The sequence below is a fragment of the Nannocystis punicea genome, from assembly GCF_026965555.1.
GTDB lineage: Bacteria > Myxococcota_A > Polyangia > Nannocystales > Nannocystaceae > Nannocystis > Nannocystis punicea.
Genome location: NZ_CP114040.1, coordinates 3,867,598 through 3,889,143 on the forward strand (window position 1 = coordinate 3,867,598; position 21,546 = coordinate 3,889,143).

General features: G+C 72.9%; 18 protein-coding genes. 9 read left to right on the forward strand and 9 right to left on the reverse strand.

Going from position 1 to position 21,546, the window contains the following annotated elements; genetic code table 11:
- The first annotated feature begins 39 nt into the window (after positions 1 to 39).
- The 3 genes from O0S08_RS14860 to O0S08_RS14870 are packed head-to-tail and all read left to right on the forward strand — an operon-like array spanning position 40 to position 2,858.
- Positions 40 to 642: a hypothetical protein gene (locus tag O0S08_RS14860; RefSeq protein ID WP_269039794.1), complete on the forward strand. Its 603-nt coding sequence runs from the start codon at positions 40 to 42 to the stop codon at positions 640 to 642.
- Between the two features lie 22 nt (positions 643 to 664).
- Positions 665 to 1,369, forward strand: a complete 705-nt coding sequence (locus O0S08_RS14865) for a hypothetical protein (RefSeq protein WP_269039795.1) — start codon at positions 665 to 667, stop codon at positions 1,367 to 1,369.
- A 25-nt stretch (positions 1,370 to 1,394) separates the two neighbouring features.
- Entirely contained in the window at positions 1,395 to 2,858 is a 1,464-nt protein-coding gene (locus O0S08_RS14870; RefSeq protein ID WP_269039797.1) for an ATP dependent DNA ligase, read from the forward strand.
- An 82-nt stretch (positions 2,859 to 2,940) separates the two neighbouring features.
- Here O0S08_RS14870 and O0S08_RS14875 read toward each other — a convergent pair whose 3' ends face one another.
- From O0S08_RS14875 to O0S08_RS14890, 4 genes are all read right to left on the reverse strand, one after another.
- Entirely contained in the window at positions 2,941 to 3,717 is a 777-nt protein-coding gene (locus O0S08_RS14875) for an SDR family NAD(P)-dependent oxidoreductase (protein ID WP_269039798.1), read from the reverse strand.
- Positions 3,718 to 4,192: 475 nt separating this feature from the next.
- Complete coding sequence (locus O0S08_RS14880; RefSeq protein WP_269039799.1) at positions 4,193 to 5,563, reverse strand: hypothetical protein; 1,371 nt, start codon at positions 5,561 to 5,563, stop codon at positions 4,193 to 4,195.
- A 119-nt stretch (positions 5,564 to 5,682) separates the two neighbouring features.
- Positions 5,683 to 6,603 (reverse strand): hypothetical protein, encoded by a 921-nt coding sequence (locus tag O0S08_RS14885; protein WP_269039801.1) that lies wholly within the window; start codon positions 6,601 to 6,603, stop codon positions 5,683 to 5,685.
- Positions 6,604 to 6,611: 8 nt separating this feature from the next.
- Positions 6,612 to 8,306 carry a serine/threonine-protein kinase gene (locus O0S08_RS14890; RefSeq protein WP_269039802.1) on the reverse strand — a complete coding sequence of 565 codons (1,695 nt, stop codon included), beginning with the start codon at positions 8,304 to 8,306 and terminating at the stop codon, positions 6,612 to 6,614.
- A gap of 251 nt (positions 8,307 to 8,557) precedes the next feature.
- Between O0S08_RS14890 and O0S08_RS14895 the strand changes: the two genes are divergently transcribed.
- The 4 genes from O0S08_RS14895 (at position 8,558) to darG (ending at position 12,530) form a co-directional block, all read left to right on the forward strand.
- Entirely contained in the window at positions 8,558 to 9,325 is a 768-nt protein-coding gene (locus tag O0S08_RS14895) for a hypothetical protein (RefSeq protein ID WP_269039803.1), read from the forward strand.
- Positions 9,326 to 9,334: 9 nt separating this feature from the next.
- A complete protein-coding gene (locus tag O0S08_RS14900) occupies positions 9,335 to 10,666 on the forward strand; it encodes an FG-GAP repeat domain-containing protein (RefSeq protein ID WP_269039804.1) in 1,332 nt (443 codons plus the stop codon).
- A 165-nt stretch (positions 10,667 to 10,831) separates the two neighbouring features.
- Entirely contained in the window at positions 10,832 to 11,479 is a 648-nt protein-coding gene (darT, locus tag O0S08_RS14905) for a type II toxin-antitoxin system toxin DNA ADP-ribosyl transferase DarT (RefSeq protein WP_269039805.1), read from the forward strand.
- A 7-nt stretch (positions 11,480 to 11,486) separates the two neighbouring features.
- A complete protein-coding gene (gene darG, locus O0S08_RS14910) occupies positions 11,487 to 12,530 on the forward strand; it encodes a type II toxin-antitoxin system antitoxin DNA ADP-ribosyl glycohydrolase DarG (protein ID WP_269039806.1) in 1,044 nt (347 codons plus the stop codon).
- Positions 12,531 to 12,589: 59 nt separating this feature from the next.
- Here the strand turns inward: darG and O0S08_RS14915 are convergent, their stop codons facing one another.
- The 4 genes from O0S08_RS14915 to O0S08_RS14930 form a co-directional block, all read right to left on the reverse strand.
- Entirely contained in the window at positions 12,590 to 12,892 is a 303-nt protein-coding gene (locus tag O0S08_RS14915; protein ID WP_269039807.1) for a hypothetical protein, read from the reverse strand.
- A 1,393-nt stretch (positions 12,893 to 14,285) separates the two neighbouring features.
- Complete coding sequence (locus O0S08_RS14920; RefSeq protein WP_269039808.1) at positions 14,286 to 16,550, reverse strand: hypothetical protein; 2,265 nt, start codon at positions 16,548 to 16,550, stop codon at positions 14,286 to 14,288.
- A gap of 122 nt (positions 16,551 to 16,672) precedes the next feature.
- Complete coding sequence (locus O0S08_RS14925; RefSeq protein WP_269039809.1) at positions 16,673 to 18,451, reverse strand: YsnF/AvaK domain-containing protein; 1,779 nt, start codon at positions 18,449 to 18,451, stop codon at positions 16,673 to 16,675.
- A 6-nt stretch (positions 18,452 to 18,457) separates the two neighbouring features.
- Positions 18,458 to 18,634 (reverse strand): hypothetical protein, encoded by a 177-nt coding sequence (locus tag O0S08_RS14930; protein ID WP_269039810.1) that lies wholly within the window; start codon positions 18,632 to 18,634, stop codon positions 18,458 to 18,460.
- A 187-nt stretch (positions 18,635 to 18,821) separates the two neighbouring features.
- Between O0S08_RS14930 and O0S08_RS14935 the strand changes: the two genes are divergently transcribed.
- On the forward strand, positions 18,822 to 19,391 hold the full coding sequence (locus tag O0S08_RS14935; RefSeq protein WP_269039811.1) for a hypothetical protein: 570 nt from the start codon (positions 18,822 to 18,824) through the stop codon (positions 19,389 to 19,391).
- A 261-nt stretch (positions 19,392 to 19,652) separates the two neighbouring features.
- On the opposite strand, the gene pssA is transcribed toward O0S08_RS14935, so the two are convergent.
- Positions 19,653 to 20,549: a CDP-diacylglycerol--serine O-phosphatidyltransferase gene (gene pssA / locus O0S08_RS14940; protein ID WP_269039812.1), complete on the reverse strand. Its 897-nt coding sequence runs from the start codon at positions 20,547 to 20,549 to the stop codon at positions 19,653 to 19,655.
- A 123-nt stretch (positions 20,550 to 20,672) separates the two neighbouring features.
- On the opposite strand from pssA, the gene truA reads away from it, so the two are divergent.
- Positions 20,673 to 21,545: a tRNA pseudouridine(38-40) synthase TruA gene (gene truA, locus O0S08_RS14945; RefSeq protein WP_269039813.1), complete on the forward strand. Its 873-nt coding sequence runs from the start codon at positions 20,673 to 20,675 to the stop codon at positions 21,543 to 21,545.
- Position 21,546 lies beyond the last annotated feature (1 nt).

The window sequence follows — 21,546 nt, forward strand, 5'->3', positions numbered from 1 at the left end:
GTCGGATAAGGCTTGGCGGCCGTTGCGGCCCTCGCACTTATGGCGAAACCGATCATCGTCACCTGGGGCGGCGTGCAGTCGACCTTCGATCACGAGAAGCTCGACCGCGCCAAGCTGTACGGCAAGCGTCAGCGGCAGATCCTCGACCCCCACGAGCAGCGCTGCGAGCGGGCCGAGCTGTCGCGCGACGGCACGCTGCTGATCCGCTCGGGCATGACCGCGCAGGGCTACTTCGACGAGGGCAACGCGTGGATCCCGAACGGCAAGCTGGTCGGGCTCGACGCCGACGGCAACCCGCTGCCGCACATCGGCAGCACGCTCGGCGAGCCGCAGAAGCTCGAGGGGCCGGTCGATCCGGGCGAGCTGCTCGACCTGGCGGTGCGGTCGGTCTACACGCTCGACCCGAACGGGCTCGACCCCAAGCTGGAGGGCGAGCTGCGGGCGGGCAAGGTGTTCCGCTTCGTGTTCTGCTACCGCGGCGGCTACGACACCGAGCTGGCCTACCTGGTGTGCAACGCGGGCGCCTACTTCGCGCTGGTCGGCTCGCCGGCGGTGAGCGAGTGGTGCGAGCTGCAGACCACCGTGGCCGACGATCCGGGCGGCGACGACGACGGCGACGAGCTCGACTTCGAGATGTTCTGAGGGACAGGTCAGGGAGACAGCCATGCGCAAGATCCAGCTGATGAACGAGGAGAAGCGCGACGCCACGCTCGCGCTCGAGTCGGTCAAGGAGAAGCAGGGGCCGGTGTCCGGCGTGCCCGGCAAGAAGCTCGAGTTCCGCCGCTACCTGGCGACCACCGAGGCCGGCACCTACGCCAAGCTGAGCGGGCAGCCGGGCGACCTGGCGCAGGCCCTCATCGACGGCGACCCGGAGATCGACATCGAGCAGGTCGGCAAGCAGGTCGGCGACACGCAGACCGTGTTCCTGTCGAGCAAGGGCGAGGTGCTGCACGCCTCGCCGAAGCTGGTCGACGTGCTGTTCGGGCCCGACGGGGCCGAGCGCGAGCGCAAGCCGGCGGCCGACATCCCGGCCAACACCAACGAGAAGGAGTCGCCGGTGCGGTTCACCCCCCGGCGCCTGCCCAAGGCCGAGGTGGTGACCAAGTTCGCGTTCCGCCGCACCATCCAGATCAAGCACGTCGACGGCCTCAGCTTCGACTTCCTGTTCAAGATGGCGAAGGAGCTGCACGACAAGGGCGAGATGGCGCTGCTCGGCGCCGGCAGCAAGGGCCGCGACCCGCTGATCTTCCAGGAGAACGGCACGCCGTACCGCGGCTTCCTCGAGGGCCGCGTCGACGGCCAGAAGTACAAGCTGCTGCTCCACCTCTCGAACCTCGAGCTGCGCGCCCCGGGCGCGGCGGCGACCTGACCTTTCGGACAGACTGGAGATTGTCATGAGCCTGTTCTCCACCGACAGCGCCCGTCCGCTCGGCAAGGGCAAGCAGAGCCCGGCCGGCAGCCTGCTCGATACCGAGCTGGCGGCCATGTTCCGCAACTACAAGCGCGCAGTGGCCGGCAGCTACCGCGCGCTCCCCTTCGAGGACCTGCAGCGCGGGGCGGTCCCGTCCGGCGCGCTGCAGGTGTCGCCGAAGATCGACGGCGAGCTGTGGTTCCTCGTGCTCGACGAGCAGCAGGCGATCCTGTGCTCGCCGACCGGCCGAGTGGTCTCGGGCGACGTGCCGGTGCTGCTCGAGGCCAAGGCGGCGCTCGGGCGCAAGCAGGGCCGCACGGTGCTGGCGGGCGAGCTGTTCGCCGCCAAGGCGCCGGGGCAGGGCCGGCCGCGCGTCGGCGACCTCGGGTCGGCGATGGGCGGCGAGGCGCAGGCGCAGGTCGAGCGCATGGCGTACTTCGCGTTCGACGTGCTCCACGGCGGCGACGCCGAGGCGCCGCAGCGGCCGCCGCTGTACGTCGACCGCCTGGCGCTGTGCCAGCGGCTGCTGGCCGGCGGCAAGCGGCTGCAGGCGATCAAGACCGAGCAGGCGACCAGCGCCGACCAGGTGATGCAGCGCTGGAACGAGTGGGTCGAGGGCGGCAAGGGCGAGGGCCTGGTCGTCCGCACCGCCGACAACCTGGTCTTCAAGCTCAAGCCGACCATCGACATCGACGCGGCGATCATCGGCTACACCGACAGCTCCGACGAGCCCGAGGCGGTCGGCTCGCTGCTGCTGGCGATGATGCGCGACGACGGCCAGTTCCAGGTCATCGGCGCCTGCGGCAACATGCCGACCGAGCAGCGCAAGGAGTTCTACCGGCAGCTGTCGGGCAAGAGCATCGCGTCCAACTACCGCTACGCCAACAGCAAGGGCGCGCTGTACCGCTTCGTCCCGCCCGAGACGGTGATCGAGGTCAAGGTCACCGACATCCAGGGCGAGGACTCGAGCGGCGACCCGATCCTCCGCATGGTGCTCGAGCACAGCCAGCCCGGCTGGCGCACGATCCGCGAGATGCCCGGCGTGTCGATCCTCCACCCGGTGTTCTCGCGCGTCCGCAGCGACAAGACCGTCAACCCGGTCGACATCCGCGTCGCCCAGGTGCTCGAGCGGGTCCAGATCGACAGCCTCAACAAGAAGGCCGAGCGCCTGGTCCTGCCGGCCTCCGAGGTGATCCGCCGCGAGGTCTACGCCAAGAGCGCCAAGGGCCAGCAGGCGGTCCGCAAGCTCGTCATCTGGCGCACCAACAAGGAGAAGGCCGACCCCAACTACCCGGCCTTCGTGGTCCACTGGACCGACTTCTCCGCCGGCCGCAAGACCCCGCTCGAGCGCGAGGTCCGGCTGGCGCCGACGCTCGGCGAGGCGCTCAAGATCGGCGACGACATGGTCGCCGAGAACATCAAGAAGGGCTGGGACAAGGTCGGCTGAGCGCCTGACCGCGAGGGCATGTCCCTCCGGGCATGACACGAGGGGCAGGTTCTTCGGGACCTGCCCCTTCGTTCATGTTGGGTCAGGCGGTCTCGCCGCCGTCGATCGCCAGCGCCTGGCCGGTGACCCCGCCGGCGGCGCGGCGGGCCAGCCAGGCGACCAGGTCGGCGACCTCGGCCGGGCTGCGCAGCCGGCCCTGCGGCGAGAAGCGGGCCAGGGCCTTGCGGGCCTCGTCCTCGCTGCGGCCGGTGGTCGCCTGGATGTTGCGCGCGGCGTCGGCGACGATGTCGGTGTCGGTGAAGCCGGGGCAGACCGCGTTGACGGTGACGTCCTTGCTGGCAAGCTCGACGGCGAGGGCCCGCGTCCAGCCGAGCAGGCCGGCCTTGCTGGCCGAGTAGGCGGCCGTGTACGCGTAGCCCTTGACCGCGGCGGTCGAGGCGACGTTGACGACGCGGCCCCAGCCCGCCGCGAGCATGCCGGGGACGAGGGCGCGGGTGAGGACGAACGGGGCGGTGCAGTTGAGCTCGAAGAGGCGGGCCCAGTCGTCGTCGCCGGTGCGCGCGAGCGGGGCCGAGTGGGCGGCCCCGGCGTTGTTGACCAAAACCTGGACGCGGCGTCCGAGCTGTCCCTCGAGACCTGTCACTTCGGCCAGGAATGACGAACGGGAGGCGGGGTCGCCGAGGTCGACGGCGAGGAGGTGAGCGCCGTGGGGGAGCGAGAGCTCGGCCTGCACGCGCTCCAGGGCGTGGCGGTCGCGGCCGGCGAGCAGGAGGGTGTGGGTCGGCGCGAGCGCCTCGGCGACGGCGCGACCGATGCCTCGGCCGGCCCCGGTGATGAGCGCGAGCGGTGCGTTCGACATGCGGGGGAGTGTAGCCGCGGGCGAAGCGGCGCGGGGCCGCGGCGGCGACGTCGGCTCACGCGCGGGTGATTCGACGGCCAGCGGCGCCCCGCAGGACCACCGGGGACAGGCCAAGCCCCCGGCGAGCACGACGCGACGGGCGGGCCGCTCGAGCACGAACGCGTCACGACAGTGCAGGCCACGCCCGGCGAGCATCGACGCGTCGGCGGCAGCTCGAGCACAACGAGGCACGGACGCTGCGCCGGTGCTGCCCGTGCATCGGTGAGCACGGCGCGTCGGCGGCAGCTCGAGCACAACGAGGCACGGACGGCTGCGCCGGTGCCGGGCATCGGCGAGCACGGCGCGTCGGCGGCAGCTCGAGCACAACGAGGCACGGACGGCTGCGCCGGTGCCGTGCATCGGCGAGCACGGCGCGTCGGCGGGAGCTCGAGCACAACGAGGCACGGACGGCTGCGCCGGTGCCGTGCATCGGCGATCACGGCGCGTCGGGCGGCAGCTCGAGCACGAACGCGATGAAGTGGCGCATCGCACCGTCGGTCCCGCGGGCCTGCGTGAACGCGAGGTCGACCGCGAGCGGCGCGACAGCGGGGCGCACGAGCTGCAGCAGGGCCGCGAGGTCGCGGCTGGAGGCGAGGCCGCTGTAGAACTTGCGGGTGGTGGTCCAGCGGGCGGCGATCCGGTCGACGCCGGGCTTGAGGGTCGCCATCGCGGCGTCGTCGGGTCGGGTTCGCAGAGCGTCGAGGATCGCCGCGAGTTCGCCGGCGGGCGCCGGTCGCTCGCGCAGGGCGGGCCAGCGCTCACGCATGAGCGCGAGCACGAGTTCGCGGCCGGCGGCGGGTGTCAGGGCCTGGAAGCGACGCAGGACGCGGAGCGCGACCCCGGCCTCGCGCGGACCGACCGGCGCGGCGGCGACCTGGACGATCGCCGCGTCGGGCTCGAGCAGCGCGTGGAGCTCGAGCGGGCGATAGCCGAGCTCGGTCGCCGCGTCTTCGACGGCGATCGACCACAGAGCGCTGCAGCGGGCCCGATCGGTGACGTCGACGCCGTCCACCGCCGGCGGGATGGCGGCGCAATCGCCTGGATCGCCGGTCTGCGCCAGCGGCGGACGACCGAGGCGGCGCCGGGCCTCGGCGACCGCGAGGGCGAGGGACGGCGCGGCGACGTCGACGAGGCCCGCGCCGTCGCCGAGGCGCACGCGCGCGGCCGGGCCGGTGCTGCGGCCGACGACCAGGGCGAGCTCGAGGTCGGCGGCAGTCGCTGATGGATCGAGGGCGAGCGCGAACCGGCCGTCCTGCAGCGGGACGTCGCGCACCTCGACGCCGGCAGGAGTGGCCTGGTACAGGCGCAGGGCGTCGGCCTGCACGAGCAGTCGGCCGGACAGCTGGGTCGCGCCGGCCCGGGGCAGCGCGAGCTCGACGGTCCGGCGGGCGGCGACGAGGAGGAGCGCCCCGGCGGGCAACGAGGCCGTGCCGAGCGCGATCGGGTCGTCGCCGGGCAAGAGTTTCGTGAGCTCGGCGAGCGCTGCGTCGACGCCGTCGGGCTCGACGATCCGCGCGTCGACGACCAGCAGCGGCGAGCCGCAGGCGATCGGGAGCCGGTGACGATGCGCGCGTGGGTCGAGCCGCGGCGAAGCGTCGAGGAGACCGGCGGCGACGCAGTCGAGCGCGGGATCGAAGACGAACGGCCGCGACGCGAGCATCGCAGTCTCGAGCGGTCCATGGGCGGGGCGGACGGCGACCGCATAGTCGGGCGGCGGGGGCGAGTCCGAAGGCGGGGGTGGCTCGACGGACGTCGCCCGACTGCAGGCGGCGAGGGCGAACAGGGCGAACAGGAGCTCGCGGCGCATCGCGGCGGAGGATCGCACGGAGCCGGGGCGGGCGACAACGGGAGGCCGGCGGTCGAACATGGCTGTCCGATCGGTCATGTCCGATCGGCCAGCAGCGGGCCGCACCTCCGGGGACGAGCTCAGGTCTCGCGCTCGACGGCGTCGAGGACGATGCGCGGGCCGAAACCCTCGGCGTAGCTCTCGTCGGCGAGGTCCCACGCCAGCGCGTACTCCTGCGCGCTCACTCGCGCCGACCTGGCCAGCCACCAGAGCAGATCGTCGCCCCAGTTCGCCGGCGGTTCGGGGGGCATCGCGTCGGGATCGGCGAGCGTCCGCGCGGCGGCCCCGGCGGCGTAGAGCTCGAACCATGGCGAGACGTGGCGCGCGGGCCGGGCGATCCACCCCGTCAGCAGGGTCTGCAGGCGAGCGTGGTCGGCCCGGCGATCGGCGGCGGTGCGCGGTCGCCAACCGAGCGGGGCGATCGCGGCGGCCACGTCGGGACGAACGACTCCCTCGCTCGCGCTGCAATAGAACGGGAGGTAGTTCTCGCCGCGGCCGCGCAACGCGGCCACGACCGCGCCGGCGTTGCGCAGCGAGCACTGGAAGCGGACGCCGGCGGGCCCGAGCCAGGTCATGTTGCCGAGGGCGGCGTACAGCGCCCGGGCGAAGTCGAGGTCGGTGAGGGCGAGCGCGACGTCGATGCTGCCGGCGAGCGCGAGCTCGAAGAAGGTCACGACCGTTCGAGATGGGTCCGGTACGAAGCGCGCCGGTCCGTCGCCGGCGAACGCGAGCGCGCCGCCGATGAGGTCGTGCGGGAGCGACACCACGGCCCAGGCGGTCGCCTCGTCGGCGTCGGGTTGCAGGTCCTCGAGCACGCGGGTCGCGGTCGCCGGGGTGCCGTCGGGCAGGACGATCGGCTCGGCCCGGCGGGCGACGCCGCGGAAGTAACTCACGACGGTCTCGCCGCGCCGGCGCTGCCATGCGAGCGGGCCCTGCCACGCGTCGCCGTCACCCGGGTGACCTGGATCGGGCTCGTCGTCTCGCAACAACTCGAGCGCCATGACGGTGCCTACTTCTTGAACGGCGAGATCAGGTCGGGCGAGGTCGTCGGCTTGGGCTCGGCCTTCGGCTTCGGCGCGGGCTCGGCGGCGGGCGGCGGCGGCGGCTCCGCTCTGGTCTCGGGCTTCTTGCTGCCCTTCTTGGCGGTCGGCTTGCCGGGGTGCAGCGGCTCGAGCGCGACCGCGACGGTCCGGTTCTCGCTGGGGACGAGCTTCAATCGGGTCTCGGCGCGGCCCTCGGCGCGCAGGCGGAGGACCCGTTCGGCCTCGCCGCGCGGGAGGAGCAATCCGTGCGGATCGGCGGTATGGCCGAGCAGCGCGCCGTGCTCGTCGAGGACCTCGGCGGCGACGCCGGCGGTGTCGATCCGGACAGTCACGGTCGAGAACGCCGGCGCGATCAGGTCGGGCGCGGGCGGCGGGGCCGGTGGGGTGGGCACGGGGGCCGGCGGGGGCAGCGGCAGCAGATCCGGCGAGCTGGCCACCGGGGCATGTTCCTTGGGACCTGTCCTTTCGGCGCTGTCCGAAGGTTCAGATTTCGTGAACAGCACGAGCGCGCCGGCGGCCAGGACGGCGCCGGCGAGACCGGCGACGAGGGCGAGGTTCCAGCGGCGGCGGGGCGGCGGGGCGAACGGGGCCGGGAAGGCCGGCGCGGTGGTCTCGGGCAGGGTCGGGCGCGACGGGCGGTCGGCGCCGCGGAACTGCATCGGCGCGCCGCGGGCCGGCTTGGCCTTGAGGGTCTCGGGGACCAGCTCGGGGGCGAGGCCGGCGTCGACGCCCTTGAGCGCGACGGCCAGCTCGTCCATGGTCTGAAACCGCAGGTCCGGGTCCTTCTGCAGCGCCTTGAGGACCACTGCCTCGGCAGCGGCGGGGATGTCGGCCTGCGGCGCGACGTCTCGCGGTCGCGGCGGGGCGTCGAACATGTGCTTGTTGAGCAAGCCCATGAAGGTGTCGGCGATGAAGGGCGGCTTGCCGGTGAGCAGCTCGAACAGGATCACGCCGACGGCGTAGATGTCGACGCGGTGGTCGTGGCGCTCGCCCTGGGCCTGTTCGGGCGACATGTACTCGGGCGTGCCGAAGATCATGCCGGTGCGCGTGAGCGCCTGGCCGACCCCCTCGTCGGGGTTTTGCAGCTTGGCGATCCCGAAGTCGAGGATCTTGATGACGTCGCGGCCGTCGCGGTCGAGGCGGAAGCAGTTGCCCGGCTTCATGTCGCGGTGGACGATCCCGCGGGCGTGCGCGGCCTGGAGGGCGCGGCACAGCTGCAGGGCGATGTCCCGCACGCGCGGCCACGGCAGCGGCGCCTCGCGCCGGATGACCGCGGCCAGGTCCTCGCCCTCGAGGTACTCCATGACGAAGAAAGCGGCGCCGCCCGCGGTCTCGCCGAAGTCGTGGATCTCGATCACCCCGTCGTGGTCGATCGCGGCGGCGGCCCGCGCCTCTCGCAAGAACCGCTCCTTGAGCTCGGGCTTGTGCGCGTACTCGGGGGCGAGGATCTTGATCGCCACCTTCTTGCGGATGAGCGCGTGCTGGGCCAGGTACACCGAGCCCATGCCGCCGGCGCCGAGCAGCCGCTCGATGGTGTAGGTGCCCTTCAGCAGATCGCCGATCCGCGGGTCCTTGCCGGGCGCGGCGGGGCCGGGATCGTCGGGGCGGAGGGTCTGCGCGGCGGCGTCGCTCGGCAGGGTCTTCGCAGTCGGCTCGGACATCGCGGCTCCGTGCGCGCGCAGGCGCCGGCGGTTCAGTGTGGCACTGTCGGACCGCGGTCGTGAAGGTCGGGCGGCGCCGGTGCGCACGTGCGGTCGATAACGCGCGGCGCGAACGCAGGTCGCTTGTCGCTGCTTCGCCGGTGGTGGTAGCGTCGGTCGTGCTCTCGCGCGGACGGACGCGTCGAAACGGCCGAATTCCCGCGCTGGCGCGCTGCTGTCGGCTCGCCGCCGCGATCGCCGGGTGCCTCGCGGTGGCCGCCCCGGCGACCGCGCGCCAGCCCGAGGCCGCGCCGGCCGCCAGCGACGAGGCCGAGGCGCAGCGGCTGTTCGAGGAGGGCTCGAAGGCCTACAACCTCGGCAAGTTCGACGTCGCCATCGCGCGGTTCGAGGCGGCGTACGAGCTGAGCCACGCCGAGGCGCTGCTCTACAACCTCGGCCAGGCCTACAGCAAGCGCTACGAGCTCGAGCCCGACCCGGCCTACCTGCGCCAGGCGCGGGTGCTGTTCCTCAACTTCGCCAAGATCGCCGAGGCCTCCGGCGGCGACAGCCGCGACGCGCGGGCCCATGTCGCGGCGATCGACGTCCAGCTGGCCGGGCTGGGCAAGGCCGAGGCCGAGCCGCAGCCCGAGGGGCCGGCGCCCGCGCCGGCGCCCGCGCCCGAGCCGCCGGCGCCGAAGCAGCCGTACCGGCCGCGGGCGGCCGGGATCGCCGGCTACGCGCTGATCGGCGGCGGCCTGGTCCTCGGGACAGGTCTGGGCGCGCTCGGGCTCGTCAGCGCGGCGCGGATCGACGAGCAGCGGCGCGACGAGTGGCAGTACGTGCCGCTGTCGGCCGCGCGCGAGCAGCAGTACGCCGACAGCCATCAATCCGCGCGGGCGCTCGCGTTCGCCGGCATCGGGGTCGGCGGCGCGCTGCTGGTGACCGGCGTCGTGCTGGTCGCAGTCGACGCGGCGCGCGGCGGCAAGGCCGGACCGCGGCGCGCCCAGCTGCGCCCCGGCGGCCTGGCGGTCGCGTTCTAGCGGAGGTCCATGCGCGCGCGCTTCGTATCGCTCCCCGTCGCCGCGATCGCCGTGGCCAGCTGCTTTCAGGTCGAGCCGTTGCCCGATTGCGGTGACAGGGCCGGCGAGGACGGCCTCCACACGCCCCACTACCTGTGCATGCCGCGGGCCGGCGAACCACTGCAGATGCCCGTGGCGCCGCGCCGGCTGCTGCGCGGCGACTTCGACGACGAGGGCGTCGACAACGACTTCGCCGTCCTCCTCGACCTCGGGCGCATCCAGATCCACACGACGCGCGACCAGAAGACGAAGCTGAGCGCCGAGCTCGAGATGGACGGCCAGATCGAGGCGATCACCGCGGCGCGCTTCTTCGACGGCGGCGAGCACGGCGACGACCTGCTCGGCGTCACCGCCGGCAAGCCGATGAGCGGCACCGCCGGCAAGGTGTTCGGGTTCCACAACGGCGGCGACGTGTTTGCGCTCGCGGTGAAGGAGCAGTTCGAGGCGGCGACGCTGTTCCCGTGGGGCAACTGCCCGGCGCCGAACAGCATCGAGGCGCCCGAGGTGGTCGGCACGAACCAGGCGGCCGGGCTGGCGATCGGCTGCGATAGCGGGCCGCCGCCGGAGGGCAAGCCCGAAGAAGAGCCGCTCGACGGGATGGTGGTGAAGGCCGACAGCGGGGTGCTGTTCGCGGCGCAGAAGCGGGGGGGGCTGCAGATCCCCGAGCTCACCGGCGTGCACGCGGTCAACGTCGCCCAGCTCGACGGGCTCGCCTTCGAGGACATCGTGTTCGCCCACCGGCCGATCGACAGCGAGCACGAGTCGCTGGCGGTCTACCTGGTGCAGGAGGACGCGTTCGGCGGCCAGCCCCAGGATCCCGAGCGCCTCGACATCCCGCTCGCGCGCTACGATATCCGCCGCGTCCTGCTCGACGATCTCGACGGTGACGGCGATGTCGACCTGGTCGCGGTGCACCCGGCCGCCCGCGGGCTCTCGGTCGTCCGTCAGCGCCGCAGCGAGCCGCTGCTGTTCGAGGACCCGCAGTACTTCGACGTCGGCCAGGAGATCCGCGACGCGGTGCTCGGCGACTTCACCGGCGACGGCGAGGTCGACATCGCCGTCGCCCACGACGTCGACGGCACCGGCCTCAACGGGGTCAGCGTCCTGATCCGGACCCCCGACCTGACGCCCGGCCAGGTCGACTACGCGCTCGCGCCCGCGGGCGAGGTCAGCGGCGAAATCGTCGACCTCGAGCCCCTCGACTACGACGGCGACGGCCGCATCGACATCGGCGCGGTGCTCAAGGTCGGCAGCGAGGGGCGGGTGTTCTTCTGGCTCAATCGCTCGCCCGCGGGCGGGTGAGGGACCGTGAGCTGTCCGATCGGCCAGGTAATCCGTGGTGTGAGCACCTCAGTCCCCAGTCGCGGTCGAGCATGGTGATGCGGGAGCAAACGCACAGCTTGTCGGCGCCGCACCCGTTATCGTGCGAGGGACGCCGCTCGCTGCTGCGGGCGGCGAGACCATGGCATGGCTGTTCTGTCCGCACGGCCGAAGATCTATCACATCACGCATGTGGAGAATCTCGCGGGGATTCTCGACGCAGGCGTGTTGTGGTCCGACGCTGCGATGATCCAGCGTGGCGGACCCTCGGCGACGATCGGGATCTCGAAGATCAAACAGCGGCGGCTCGAGCTGACGATCCCCTGTCATGCGCCGTGCACTGTCGGCGAGTTCGTCCCGTTTTACTTCTGTCCGCGCTCGGTCATGCTCTACGTGATTTCAAAGCGCTATCATCCAGAGCTCGCATATCGTGGCGGCCAGGAGCCGATCGTGCATCTCGAGGCTGACGTGCACGAGGTTGTAGCATGGGCGCGGCGCGCGAGGCGCCCATGGGCCTTCAGCCGTTCGAACGCCGGCGCCCGCTACGCAAGCTTCAGCGCAGACTTGTCGCAGCTCGGCGAACTGGACTGGGATGCGGTGCACGAGCGGAATTTCCAGGATCCGGCGGTCAAGGAAGCCAAGCAGGCCGAATTCCTGGTCCACGATTCGTTCCCGTGGACCCTGATCGAGCGAATCGGGGTCCACGACAAGGCGATCTACCACAAGTGTGCAACACTTCTCGCATCGGCGGGGCACAAGCCACGCCTCGAGCTCCAGCCTGGCTGGTATTACTAGAGGCTCCATGATCACGCATGTTCAGGGCGACATCTTGCGAGCGGACGCGGAGGCGCTCGTCAACACGGTCAACTGCGTGGGCTTCATGGGCCGTGGGATCGCCGCGCAGTTCAGCCGCGCCTATCCCGGCAATCTCAAGGCGTACGAAGCGGCATGCAAGCGGCAAGAGGTGCAGCCTGGGCGCATGCTGGTTTATGCGACCGGGCAGCTGATGAACCCGCGTTACATCATCAACTTCCCGACGAAGCGACACTGGCGGGGCAAGAGCCGGATCGAAGATGTCGAAGCGGGGCTGGGGGCGCTGGTCAGCGAGGTTCAAGGCCGCGGGATCCGCTCGATCGCTGTCCCTCCGCTCGGCTGCGGTCTGGGAGGTCTGTCGTGGGACGATGTCCGGCCGCGGATCGAACGAGCTTTCGCCGACCTTCCGGATGTTCGTGTGCTCGTGTACGGACCGGCCGGCGCACCCGCTGCGGACGTGATGGCCCGTTCTGTCTCGGTGCCGAAGATGACCTCGGGTCGCGCGGTGCTCATCGGGCTCATGCACAGCTATCTCGCCGGCTTGATGGAGCCGTTCATCTCGCTCCTCGAAGTTCACAAGCTGATGTACTTCGCGCAGGAGGCCGGTGAGGAGCTGCGACTGCGCTACACCAAGGCGACGTACGGGCCCTACGCCGAGAACCTGCGCCACGTGCTCAAGCATATCGAGGGGCACTTTGTGTCGGGATACGCGGACGGGGGGGATGCCCCCGACAAGCTTCTCGAAATCGTCCCGGGCGCGATCGATGACGCCAGGCGGTTCCTCGCGAGTGCGCCCGCGACGAACGCCTTGTTCGAGCGTGTGGTCGAGCTCGTCGAAGGGTTCGAGACGCCGTTCGGCATGGAACTCCTGGCGACTGTGCACTGGGTCGCAACTCGGGAAATGGCGACGGGAGCAGACGCGGCGATCGAGCTCGTCTACCGCTGGAACGCGCGCAAGCGGCGCTTCAGCGAGCACCAGATCCGCCTCGCTTGGGATACTCTGGCAGGCAAGGGCTGGCTGCGCGCCGCTTAGCCGGGATAGGTCCTATTGGACATGGCCTTTGGGACATGCCCGATCGGACAGTCGCCCGCTCACTTCTTCGAGAAGCGCGAGCCGATGGCGAAGCCGAGCATCAGGGGGACCAGGCCGAGGACGACCGCGACGGTGGCCCAGCCGGCCTCGGTCAGCTTGGCGCTCTCCGGCGGCTGGTAGTAGTCGCCCTGGGTCTGAAGCAGGCTGCAGGTGCTGCTGCTGGTGTCGAGGCGCCCCGTGCGGTTGTCCTCGGTGGTCTTGGTGCAGGGGAAGATGTCGAAGTGCGAGTTGCTGGCGACGAACCAGGCGCCGGCGACCAGCACGAGGCCGAGGATGAGCTTGAGGGGGGTCGGGCGGAACATGGCTCAGCGGTACCGCGGCGGTCGCGGGACGGTCAAGCGACCTCCGATGCGGCGGGGGGTCAGAATGTCCCGAGGGACAGGTAACGCTGTTATCCCGGCGTGGCCAGCAGCACCAGGTCGCGGAGGGCGACGTGGGCGTCGGGGAGCTCCGGATCGACGACCTCGACGCGGAGCTGCGGGGCCCGGCTCGGCAGGACCACCGGCGTCGGCGGCGAGTGCCAGGCGCCGTCGTGGCTGTCGGGCGGGTCGAGCTCGAGCAGCGTCACGTCGTCGGCCAGCACGCGCACGCGGCCGACCGGGCTCAGGCGGACGCCTCGCAGGGTGACTGCGAGGGTGATCGACGTGGCGCTCGGGACATGTTCGATGGGGAAGGTCAGCGGGGTGCCGGGGCGGACCACCAGCGCTGGGCCGTCGAGCTCGCGGGCGGGGTCGAGGCCGGCGCGCAGGCGGGTGAGGGCCCGGCCGGGGGCGAAGCGGGCCGGGGTGACGCGGTGGCCGAGGTCCTGCGGCGGGCTGTAGGTGCGGGTCCAGGCGGGCGTGCGGTCGTCGGGGCCGCGGTCGGGGCCGAGCAGGCGGACCTCGGCGAGGCCGCCGTAGGGGCAGGTGAGGTCGTCGCGCGGGCGCTGGCTGCCCCACAGCTCGACGCGGCGCGGCGGGGTGGCGAAGGCGATCGGGCCGAGAGTGTCGCGGGCGCGGGCAGGGCCGGGGCCCGGCGGGTCGAGGGGGACGGTCCGGCCGTCGACGACGACCCGCCAGCCGGGGGTGTCGCCGCCGGGCTGGGCGACCAGGACCAGCGAGCCGGGGCCGTCGCCGGGCGGGAGGTCGAGGACCAGCGGGTGCTCGACGTCGAGACACGTCTGTCCGTCGGGCAAGTAATAAGAGGACAGGTTCAAAGGGCCAGGTCCCTCGGCGCGGCCGTTGTCGATCCGCCAGCTGCGGACGGCGGCCCGGCGGGCCGGGTCGACGCGGACCTCGAGCAGGCCGACGCGCAGGTCGGTGCGGGTGACGCGGTCGGGGATCCGCTCGTCGACGGGGGTCAGGCGGTCGAGGTAGAGCTCGGCGAAGGCGACCGGGCGGGCGACGAACGGCGGCGGCAGGAGGTCGTCGACGAGCGCGAGCGGGGCGGCGGCGCCGGGGAGGCGCAGCGGGTGGGTGGCCTCGCCGAGCAGGAGGTAGACCGGCGGCGGGGGCTCGCCGCCGGCCGCGGGCCCGGCGACCAGCAGCTCGTGCAGGACGGCGTAGGCGGCCTCGCGGCTGCGGTAGGGCAGGACGGTGCGCCCGTGGCCGAACGCGAGGGCGCCGCCCAGCTGACTGAACACGTGGACGTGGTGCCAGCCCTCGCCGCCGGCCAGGACGACCGCGCGCTCCGGCAGCTCGGCGGCGAGGTCGTCGATCATCCGCTCGGCGCCGGCGAACTCCTGCAGGCGCGTGGCCGGGGCCCGCAGGTACGGCAGCGCCTGGGTGGCCAGCAGGCCGAGGCCGAGAGCGAGGCTGACCCATCGGGCATGTCGCTTGAGACCTGTGCGTTCAGACAGGAACCGATGGACAGAAGCGAGGGCGAGCGCGGCCAGCAGGCAGGCGGCCGGCAGCAGCTCGGGCACGAGGTAGCGGCCGTAGTAGTAGAGGCCGGCCTGGGGCAGGTTGCGCTGGGCGTAGAGGGCGAGCGCGGTGACGGGGAAGGTGGCGAGCGCGAGCAGCCAGACGCTGGTGGCGGTGGCGGTCGGGCGCAGGCGGCGAAGGCGACCAGGCCGAGGCCGGCGGCGATCAGCAAGGGGGCGCCGAGCAGCGGCAGCGCCGGGTCGAGCCGGCTCCACGGCGGACCGGGGGCCCATCGGAGCCACCAGGCGAGCGCGGCCAGAGCGGCGAGGCCGGCGAGGATCAGGGGGAGGCGGCGGACGCGGCCGCGGACGAGGTCGAGGGCGGCGTCGAGGGCGAGGTAGACGACGATGCCGCCGAGGCCGAGGACGACTGCGCCCGCGGGCGACAGGCCGGTGACGGGGCCGAGCTGGCGCTTGAACTCGTCGTGCAGGTACGGGTAGCCGGTGGCGAGGTGGAGCGCGAGGCTGGCGAGCAGGAGCCCCGAGAGCAATGTCGGAGCGGACATGCGCCGAAGGTCAGGTTCGGTGCGCAGCCACAGCACGACCAGCAGCGCCGGGGCGGACAGCCACAGGTTGCCGCGGACGAAGCCGGCGAGGCCGAGCAGCAGGGCGGCGGTGAGCTCGCGGCCGTGGGCGACGTCGCCGAGAGTCGAGGCGGAGGCGGCGGCGCCGGCGAGGCGGGCGGTCGAATCGGGGGCGCCGCGAGCGGTCGAGTCGAGCGCGGTGATTCTCGGGTCGCGTGGGTCGGAGGTCACTGCGACGCGCGAGGTCGAGTCGAGGGCCGCCAGCGCGGCGTGCAGGCCGGTCCGCCGGATGCTGCGGTCGGTGGCGTCGGCGGGGTCGCGCGTGCTCGAGTCGGCGGAGGCGTGGCGGCGGGGCGATTGAAAGTCGTCGGTGGGGCGCGTGCCGGAGGCGTGCCCGCGGGTCGGCTCGGCGACGTCGGTGGTGTTGGCGAGGTCGCGCGCGCTCGCGGCGTGCCCGCGGGTCGGCTCGGCGACGTCGGTGGTGTTGGCGAGGTCGCGCGCGCTCGCGGCGGGCCCGCGGGTCGGCTCGGCGACGGCGGTGGTGCCGGCGAGGTCGCGCGCGCTCGCGGCGGGCCCGCGGGTCGGCTCGGAATCGTCGGTGGCGACGGCGGGGTTGCGCGCGCTCGAGTCGGCCGAATTGCCGGACGCGATCCCTTGGGCTCGCTGCGCGTCGGTGCTCGGGGCGAGGCCGCGGGCGAGCGCCAGGGCGGCGGCCAGCAGCAACAGGCCGGTGAGCGACTCGGTCAGCGGGGTGCGGGCGGTCCAAACGGCGATCGGCGACAGCGCGAACAGGCCGGCGGCCAGCCACGAGGCGCCCGCGCGCGGCCACAGGCGCTCGCCGAGGGCCCACAGCGCGAGCGCCGAGAGGACGCCGGCGAGCGGGGCGACCAGTCCCATCGACCATGGCCCAAAGACCAGGCCGAACAGCGCCAGGAGCGACGGATGCAGGTGCAGGAACTGCGGCACGACCTCGCCGGCGTCGCGGCGGGTGAGGTAGAAGCCGGGGCGGTAGGCGCCCTCGTAGCGGCCGACGCGGGCCGGGCTGCGGTCGGCGTGGTAGAGGCCGAGGATGTCCCCGGGGCCAGGTCGCAATTCGGCCTCGGCGCCGGCGCGGGCGAGCACGGGGTCGGTGTGGCCGGTCCGGCCGGTGCGCAGGGTGTGGCGGGCGCGGAGGACGTAGGTGCCCTGATCGCGGCCGCCGAGGTCGGCGGGGATCGGCGGCCAGCGCAGGGCGGCGGCGGCCAGCAGCAGCGCGGTCAGGCCCGCGGCTCGCGGCCAGCAGCGGGTCCGGCGACGCGTGGGTCCTCTCTGTCCCCAGGGCCAGGCGAGCACCGCGAGCGCGATCGCGGTGAACGAGAACGACGGGGCGGAGAAGATGCCGGCCACGGCCAGCAGCGCGGCCAGCAGGCCGAGGCCGCCGAGGCTCAGCGCGGCGACCAGGGCGATCGACTCGGCGCTCGCCAGCGGGCCGCCGCGGACCTGCCAGCGCCGCGCGAACGCGACGACGACGGCGGCGAAGGCGATCACGGGCGGCACCGCGCGCGAGGATAGCGAAAAAATCCGCGCCCCTGGCGGGGCGCGGATCGGAGCGGACATGTTCTTTCGATCATGTCCGGCGAGGGCCCGGCCTATCGCCGCAACCCTCGCGGGTAAGCGGGTCAGCCGCCGGACGCGCGCCGCTTCTGGCCCTGCGGCGGCGGCGGCGGCGTCGGCCGGTTGGTGGTCGAGGGCTGACCGGTGCCGGTGCCGGTGCCGGTGCTCGCGACCTTGTGCATGGGCGTGGTCGACACCGTCTTGGCCGGCGTCTGCTCCTCGACCACCTCGACGTCGGTGCGCCGCACCTTGTCGCGCACCGTCTCGGTGTGCGTCTCGACCTCGCGGCCGACCACGACCTCCTCGACCACGCGCGCCTCCTTGGCGACCACCGCCTCCTCGGCGTACTCGGTCATCTCGACCGACGACTCGCGGAAGGCGTTCATGTCCTCGCCGGTGGCCGGGCGGTCGACGGGGCGGCGCTTCACGGTCACGTGCTCCTCGCGCAGGCTGACCTGCTCCTCGACCGGGCGCTCGCTGACGTGCGCGTAGATCCGGACGCGGCCGTGCTCGATGACCCGCTTGCCGACCAGCAGGTCCTCCTCGACGACCTTCATCTCCATCGAGGTGTCCTTGAAGTGCGGCTGCTCCGTCCTCTGCTGCGCGCCGGCGGCCTGTGGGGTCTGCCGCGCGGCGCCCGTCATGCCGGCGGTCTCGCTCGGTCGCTGGGTCTGCGGCGTCTGCTGCTGCTGCCCCCGCATCGTCGCCCCGGTGGCGGCCGGCTGGGCGCGGTAGGTCTGCCGCTCGCGCTGCAGCTGCTCCATCGTGTAGGGCTTGGCCGTCGGTTCGAAGCCCCCCTTGTAGCCGGTCGAGTGGAAGTGCTCGCGGCGGCGGTCGACGTCGACCGCGCCCGAGCCGCTCATCATCGACGCGACGTCGGCGGCCCGCTCGTCGGAGGTCTGGACCAGCACGAGGGTGCCGCCGCGGCGCACCGCCTCGGCGTAGAAGTGGGCGTCGTGCTCGGGCACGCCGGCCTGGGTCAGCGCGCCGACCAGGCCGCCGAGCGCGGCGCCGGCGGCCGCGCCGACGCCGGCGCCGGTGAGGGCCGCCAGCAGCGGGCCGGCGGCGACGATCGGGCCGATGCCGGGGATGAAGATCGAGCCGATGCCGGCGAGGAAGCCGAGCACGCCGCCGACGCCGGTGCCGACGATCGCGCCGGTGCCTGCGCCCGTCTTGGCGCTCTCGGCCATCGCCTCGTGGCGCCCCTCGGCCGGATCTTTGTCGAGGTTGATCGGGATATTCTCGAGGTTGTTGGCGATGACGCTGACGTCCGCGCGATCGATGTTGCGCTTGAGCAAGGCGGTGACGATCGCCTGAGCGTCGTTGAAATCATCGAACAGGCCGATGACGGTTTTCATGGCGGCTTCTCCTGGGGTGGTAGGGTTGTGGGTGATAGAGATCGCCTCGGAGCGGAGGCGCATCGTCTGCTGCTCGTGCAAGTGCACGCGGTGGACGCGGACGTGCAGCTCCTCGCGGAGGACGAGTTGCTTCTGCACGACCACGACCTCCTCGTGGATCGGCAGGATCATGGTGTCGCCGTCGTAGCGGACCGGCACCGGCGCCTCGACCGGGCGGCCCACCGGGACCCGCCAGCTGACGACGTGCTCCTCGACGCCGGCGAGCTCGACCGGTTCGTCGCGCTCCTCGACGGTCTTGTCGATGCGCACGCGGCCGTGCTCGCGCACGCGGGTGCCGACCCGCAGCCGCTCCTCGAGCCGCGGGATGACGGTCTCCTCGCGCGGGCCGGCGAGCGTGCGCCTGTCCTCGGGGACATGAGGCTCCCCCGCGCCGGGGCTCGGCGCGTCTCTGTCCCCGGGGACATGTTTGGGCGGCGGGGTCGTCATCGTCGGTCATCGCGCGGCGAACACGTAGATCAGGACGGTGGCGACCAGCAGGACCACCATCGCGGGGAGGACGACGGGGGTCAGCCACGGCGCGCGCGGGGCCGAGGGCTCGGCGGCCGCGTGCGGGGTCCGCTGCTCGAGCAGCTGGGCGCTGGACGGAGATTGAGTGCCGAGCTTGGGCATCGCGCTGCCTCGCCTCGGGCGGGTCGTCCTGGCGCGAGGTCCGCGGCCCGGCTCCGAGGCCCCTTGCTTGTGGGCCCGGTCGCGACACGGCGCCAGCGAGCGGGTGTGCGAAGCTTCGGCCGACGTCCGCCGTGACGGCGCCACGCGGACCGGACCCAGCCGATGCGAGATCCTCTATGCTGCCGCCGTGCTCCCGCGGACCCTCATGGTGGTGGCGATCGCGGCCGCGGCGGTCGTGTCGGCGCTGGCGAGCCCGGACGCGACCCGCGAGGTGCTGGCCAAGGAAGGGCCGGCGGAGCACGCGTCGCACGCCGTGCTGGCGGCGGCGGTGGTGGCGTGGGCGCTCGCGGGCCGGAGCGCGGGCAGGCGAGCGGTGCCGCTGGCGATGGCGGGGTTCCTGGCGCTGGTGCTGGTCGAGGAGATCGACTGGGGCAGCGTGTACGGCTGGACGGCCGCCGGCGAGCGGGTGGCGGCGGTGTTCGGCCACCGCAACATGCACAACGCCGCCCGCGGGTCGTCGTACCTGCTGTTCGCGCTGCCGCTGGTCGGTTATTACCTGGCCCCGGGGACAGGTCGATGGCTCGGCCGGCTCGCGCCGCTCCGCGACGAGCGGTGGGCGTTCGCCGCCGTCGCGGCGCTGTTCGTGGCCGGCAACATGTCCGCGGCGTGGGAGCGCGCGGCCCAGGAGCTGCTCGAGCTGCTGCTGTACGCGCTGCTGCTGGCGACCGGCCTGCGGCTGGCGCGGCGGGCTGGTTGAAGCGGCAGGTGCGGAGACAGGACCGAACGGTCAGGTGGTGCTGCGAGTCGGCGCGTGGACCTGGCCGATGGGGCAGGCGGTGAAGCGGCGCCGCGAGGCCCGGGAACCTGGCCGAAGGGACATGCCGTGAGCGGTGCAGCCAGGGGACCTGGCCGAATGGTCAGGTGGTAAGATCGCGCCGCGAGCCGGCGCCTGAACCTGGCCGAAGGGGCAGGCGGTGACGCGGCGGGGGCGAGGCCGCGAGCGGACCTGGCCGAAAGTTCAGGCGGTGGCCACGCCCTCGGGGCCGGGCGTGGCGCGGGCGGAGGCCTCGTCGTCGATGCCGAGCTCGGCGAGGACCTCGGACTCGCTGGCGACCTCCTCGGTCGGGGCGGGCGCGAGGGCCTGGGCGCGGGCGGCTCGCAGGCGCTCGACCCGGCCCTTGCGCAGCAGGTACATCTCCTCGATGAGGCCGAGAGTGATGTAACAGCCGACCAGCAGGATGAGCACCGCGGGCCGGGAGATCCGCACGGCCACGAGCACCCCGCTGGCGAGCAGCAGGCCGACCACCGCGGTGGTCCGCTTGGTCAGCTTGAGGTCCTTCATCGAGCGGAAGCGGACCCGGCTGATCATCAAGTAGGACAGGACGGTGACGAGGGTGGCGACGAGGATGTGATTGGTGGTCTGGTTGATGCCGATGGCGTGGAACGCCATGACGGTCGAGATCAGCACCGTGGCGGCGACCGGGATCGGCAGGCCGAGCATGTACTTGCCCGGCTTCTCGTCGATGGCCCGCAGCGACAGGACGTTGAAGCGGGCCAGGCGGAAGGCGCCTCCGGCGACGAACAGGAAGGCGATGAAGAGGCCGGCGCGGCCGAAGCCCTCGAGGCCCCAGCGGTAGATGACGAGGCCGGGCGCGACGCCGAACGTGACGAGGTCGCTCAGGCTGTCGAGGTGGAGGCCGAGCTCCGACTGCGTGCGCGTGAGCCGGGCGATCCGGCCGTCGGCGGCGTCGAAGAACAGGCCGAGCATGATCGCCAGCGAGGCCTTGTAGAGCGCGTCGCTGCCCCCGCCCTCGTCGCTCAGCCGCGCGCACACCGAGATCGCGTAGAAGCCGCAGAACAGGCCGGTGAGGGTGAACAGGTTCGGCAGCAGGAAATAGGTCTTGCGGAAGTCCATCGCCGGGGGCCTTCGAGGGTAGCAAGAAATCGCGCGCGGGGCGCTGCTTTCGACCGCCAGGTGCCACGAATGTCGAGTTCAGTTGACAGGTCGCCGGGGGCGGTCGATGGTGCGGCCGCGCTCATGACGCTGCTGCTGCGGCTCGCCTACGACGGCACCGATTTCCACGGATTTGCCCGTCAGGAGGGCACCAGGACGGTGCAAGGCGTGCTCGAGGCGGCGCTCGCGGAGCTCTACCAGGGGCCGCTGCGGACGCGGGCGGCCAGCCGCACCGACGCCGGGGTCCACGCATTGGGCCAGCTGGTGGGGTTCGAGCCGACGCTCCCGATCCCCGAGCGAGGCGTGGTGCTCGGACTCACGAGCAAGCTGCCGCGCGACGTCGGGGTGCTGGGCGCGTGGACCTGCGAGTTGCCCGATGGCCGGGCGGTCGACCCGCGGTTTTACAACGACGGCAAGACCTATCGCTACCGGATCCGCTGCACCCCGCACCGCGTGCCGACCACCGACCGCGGCGAGTGGCACCTGGCGCGGCCGCTCGACGTGGCGGCGATGCAGGCGGCGGCGGCGGCGTTCGTCGGCGAACACGACTTCGCCGGCTTCCGCGCCAGCTCGTGTCAGGCGCAGACGACGGTGCGGACGATCCTGGCGGTCGAGGTGGCGGCGGCCACCCCGGAGGAGCCGGCCGGGCTCAGCACGGTGGCGGCGAGCGACTCGCCGGCGATCGTGACTGTCACGGTGCGCGGCGAGGCGTTCTTGCAGAACATGGTGCGCATCATGGTCGGGACGCTGGTCGAGGTCGGGCTCGGGCGGCGAGCGGCGGGCCAGATCGCCGAGCTGCTGACGCGGCCCGATCGCCGCCGCGCCGGTCGCACGGCGCCGCCGCAGGGGCTGACTCTGGTCGAGGTCCACTGGCCCGATCCGTGGCCGCCCGCCGACTGGCAGAGCCGCGCGCGCCGCCCGGACGAGGAGCCGCAGCCGCCCGCCGATCTGGTGTAGC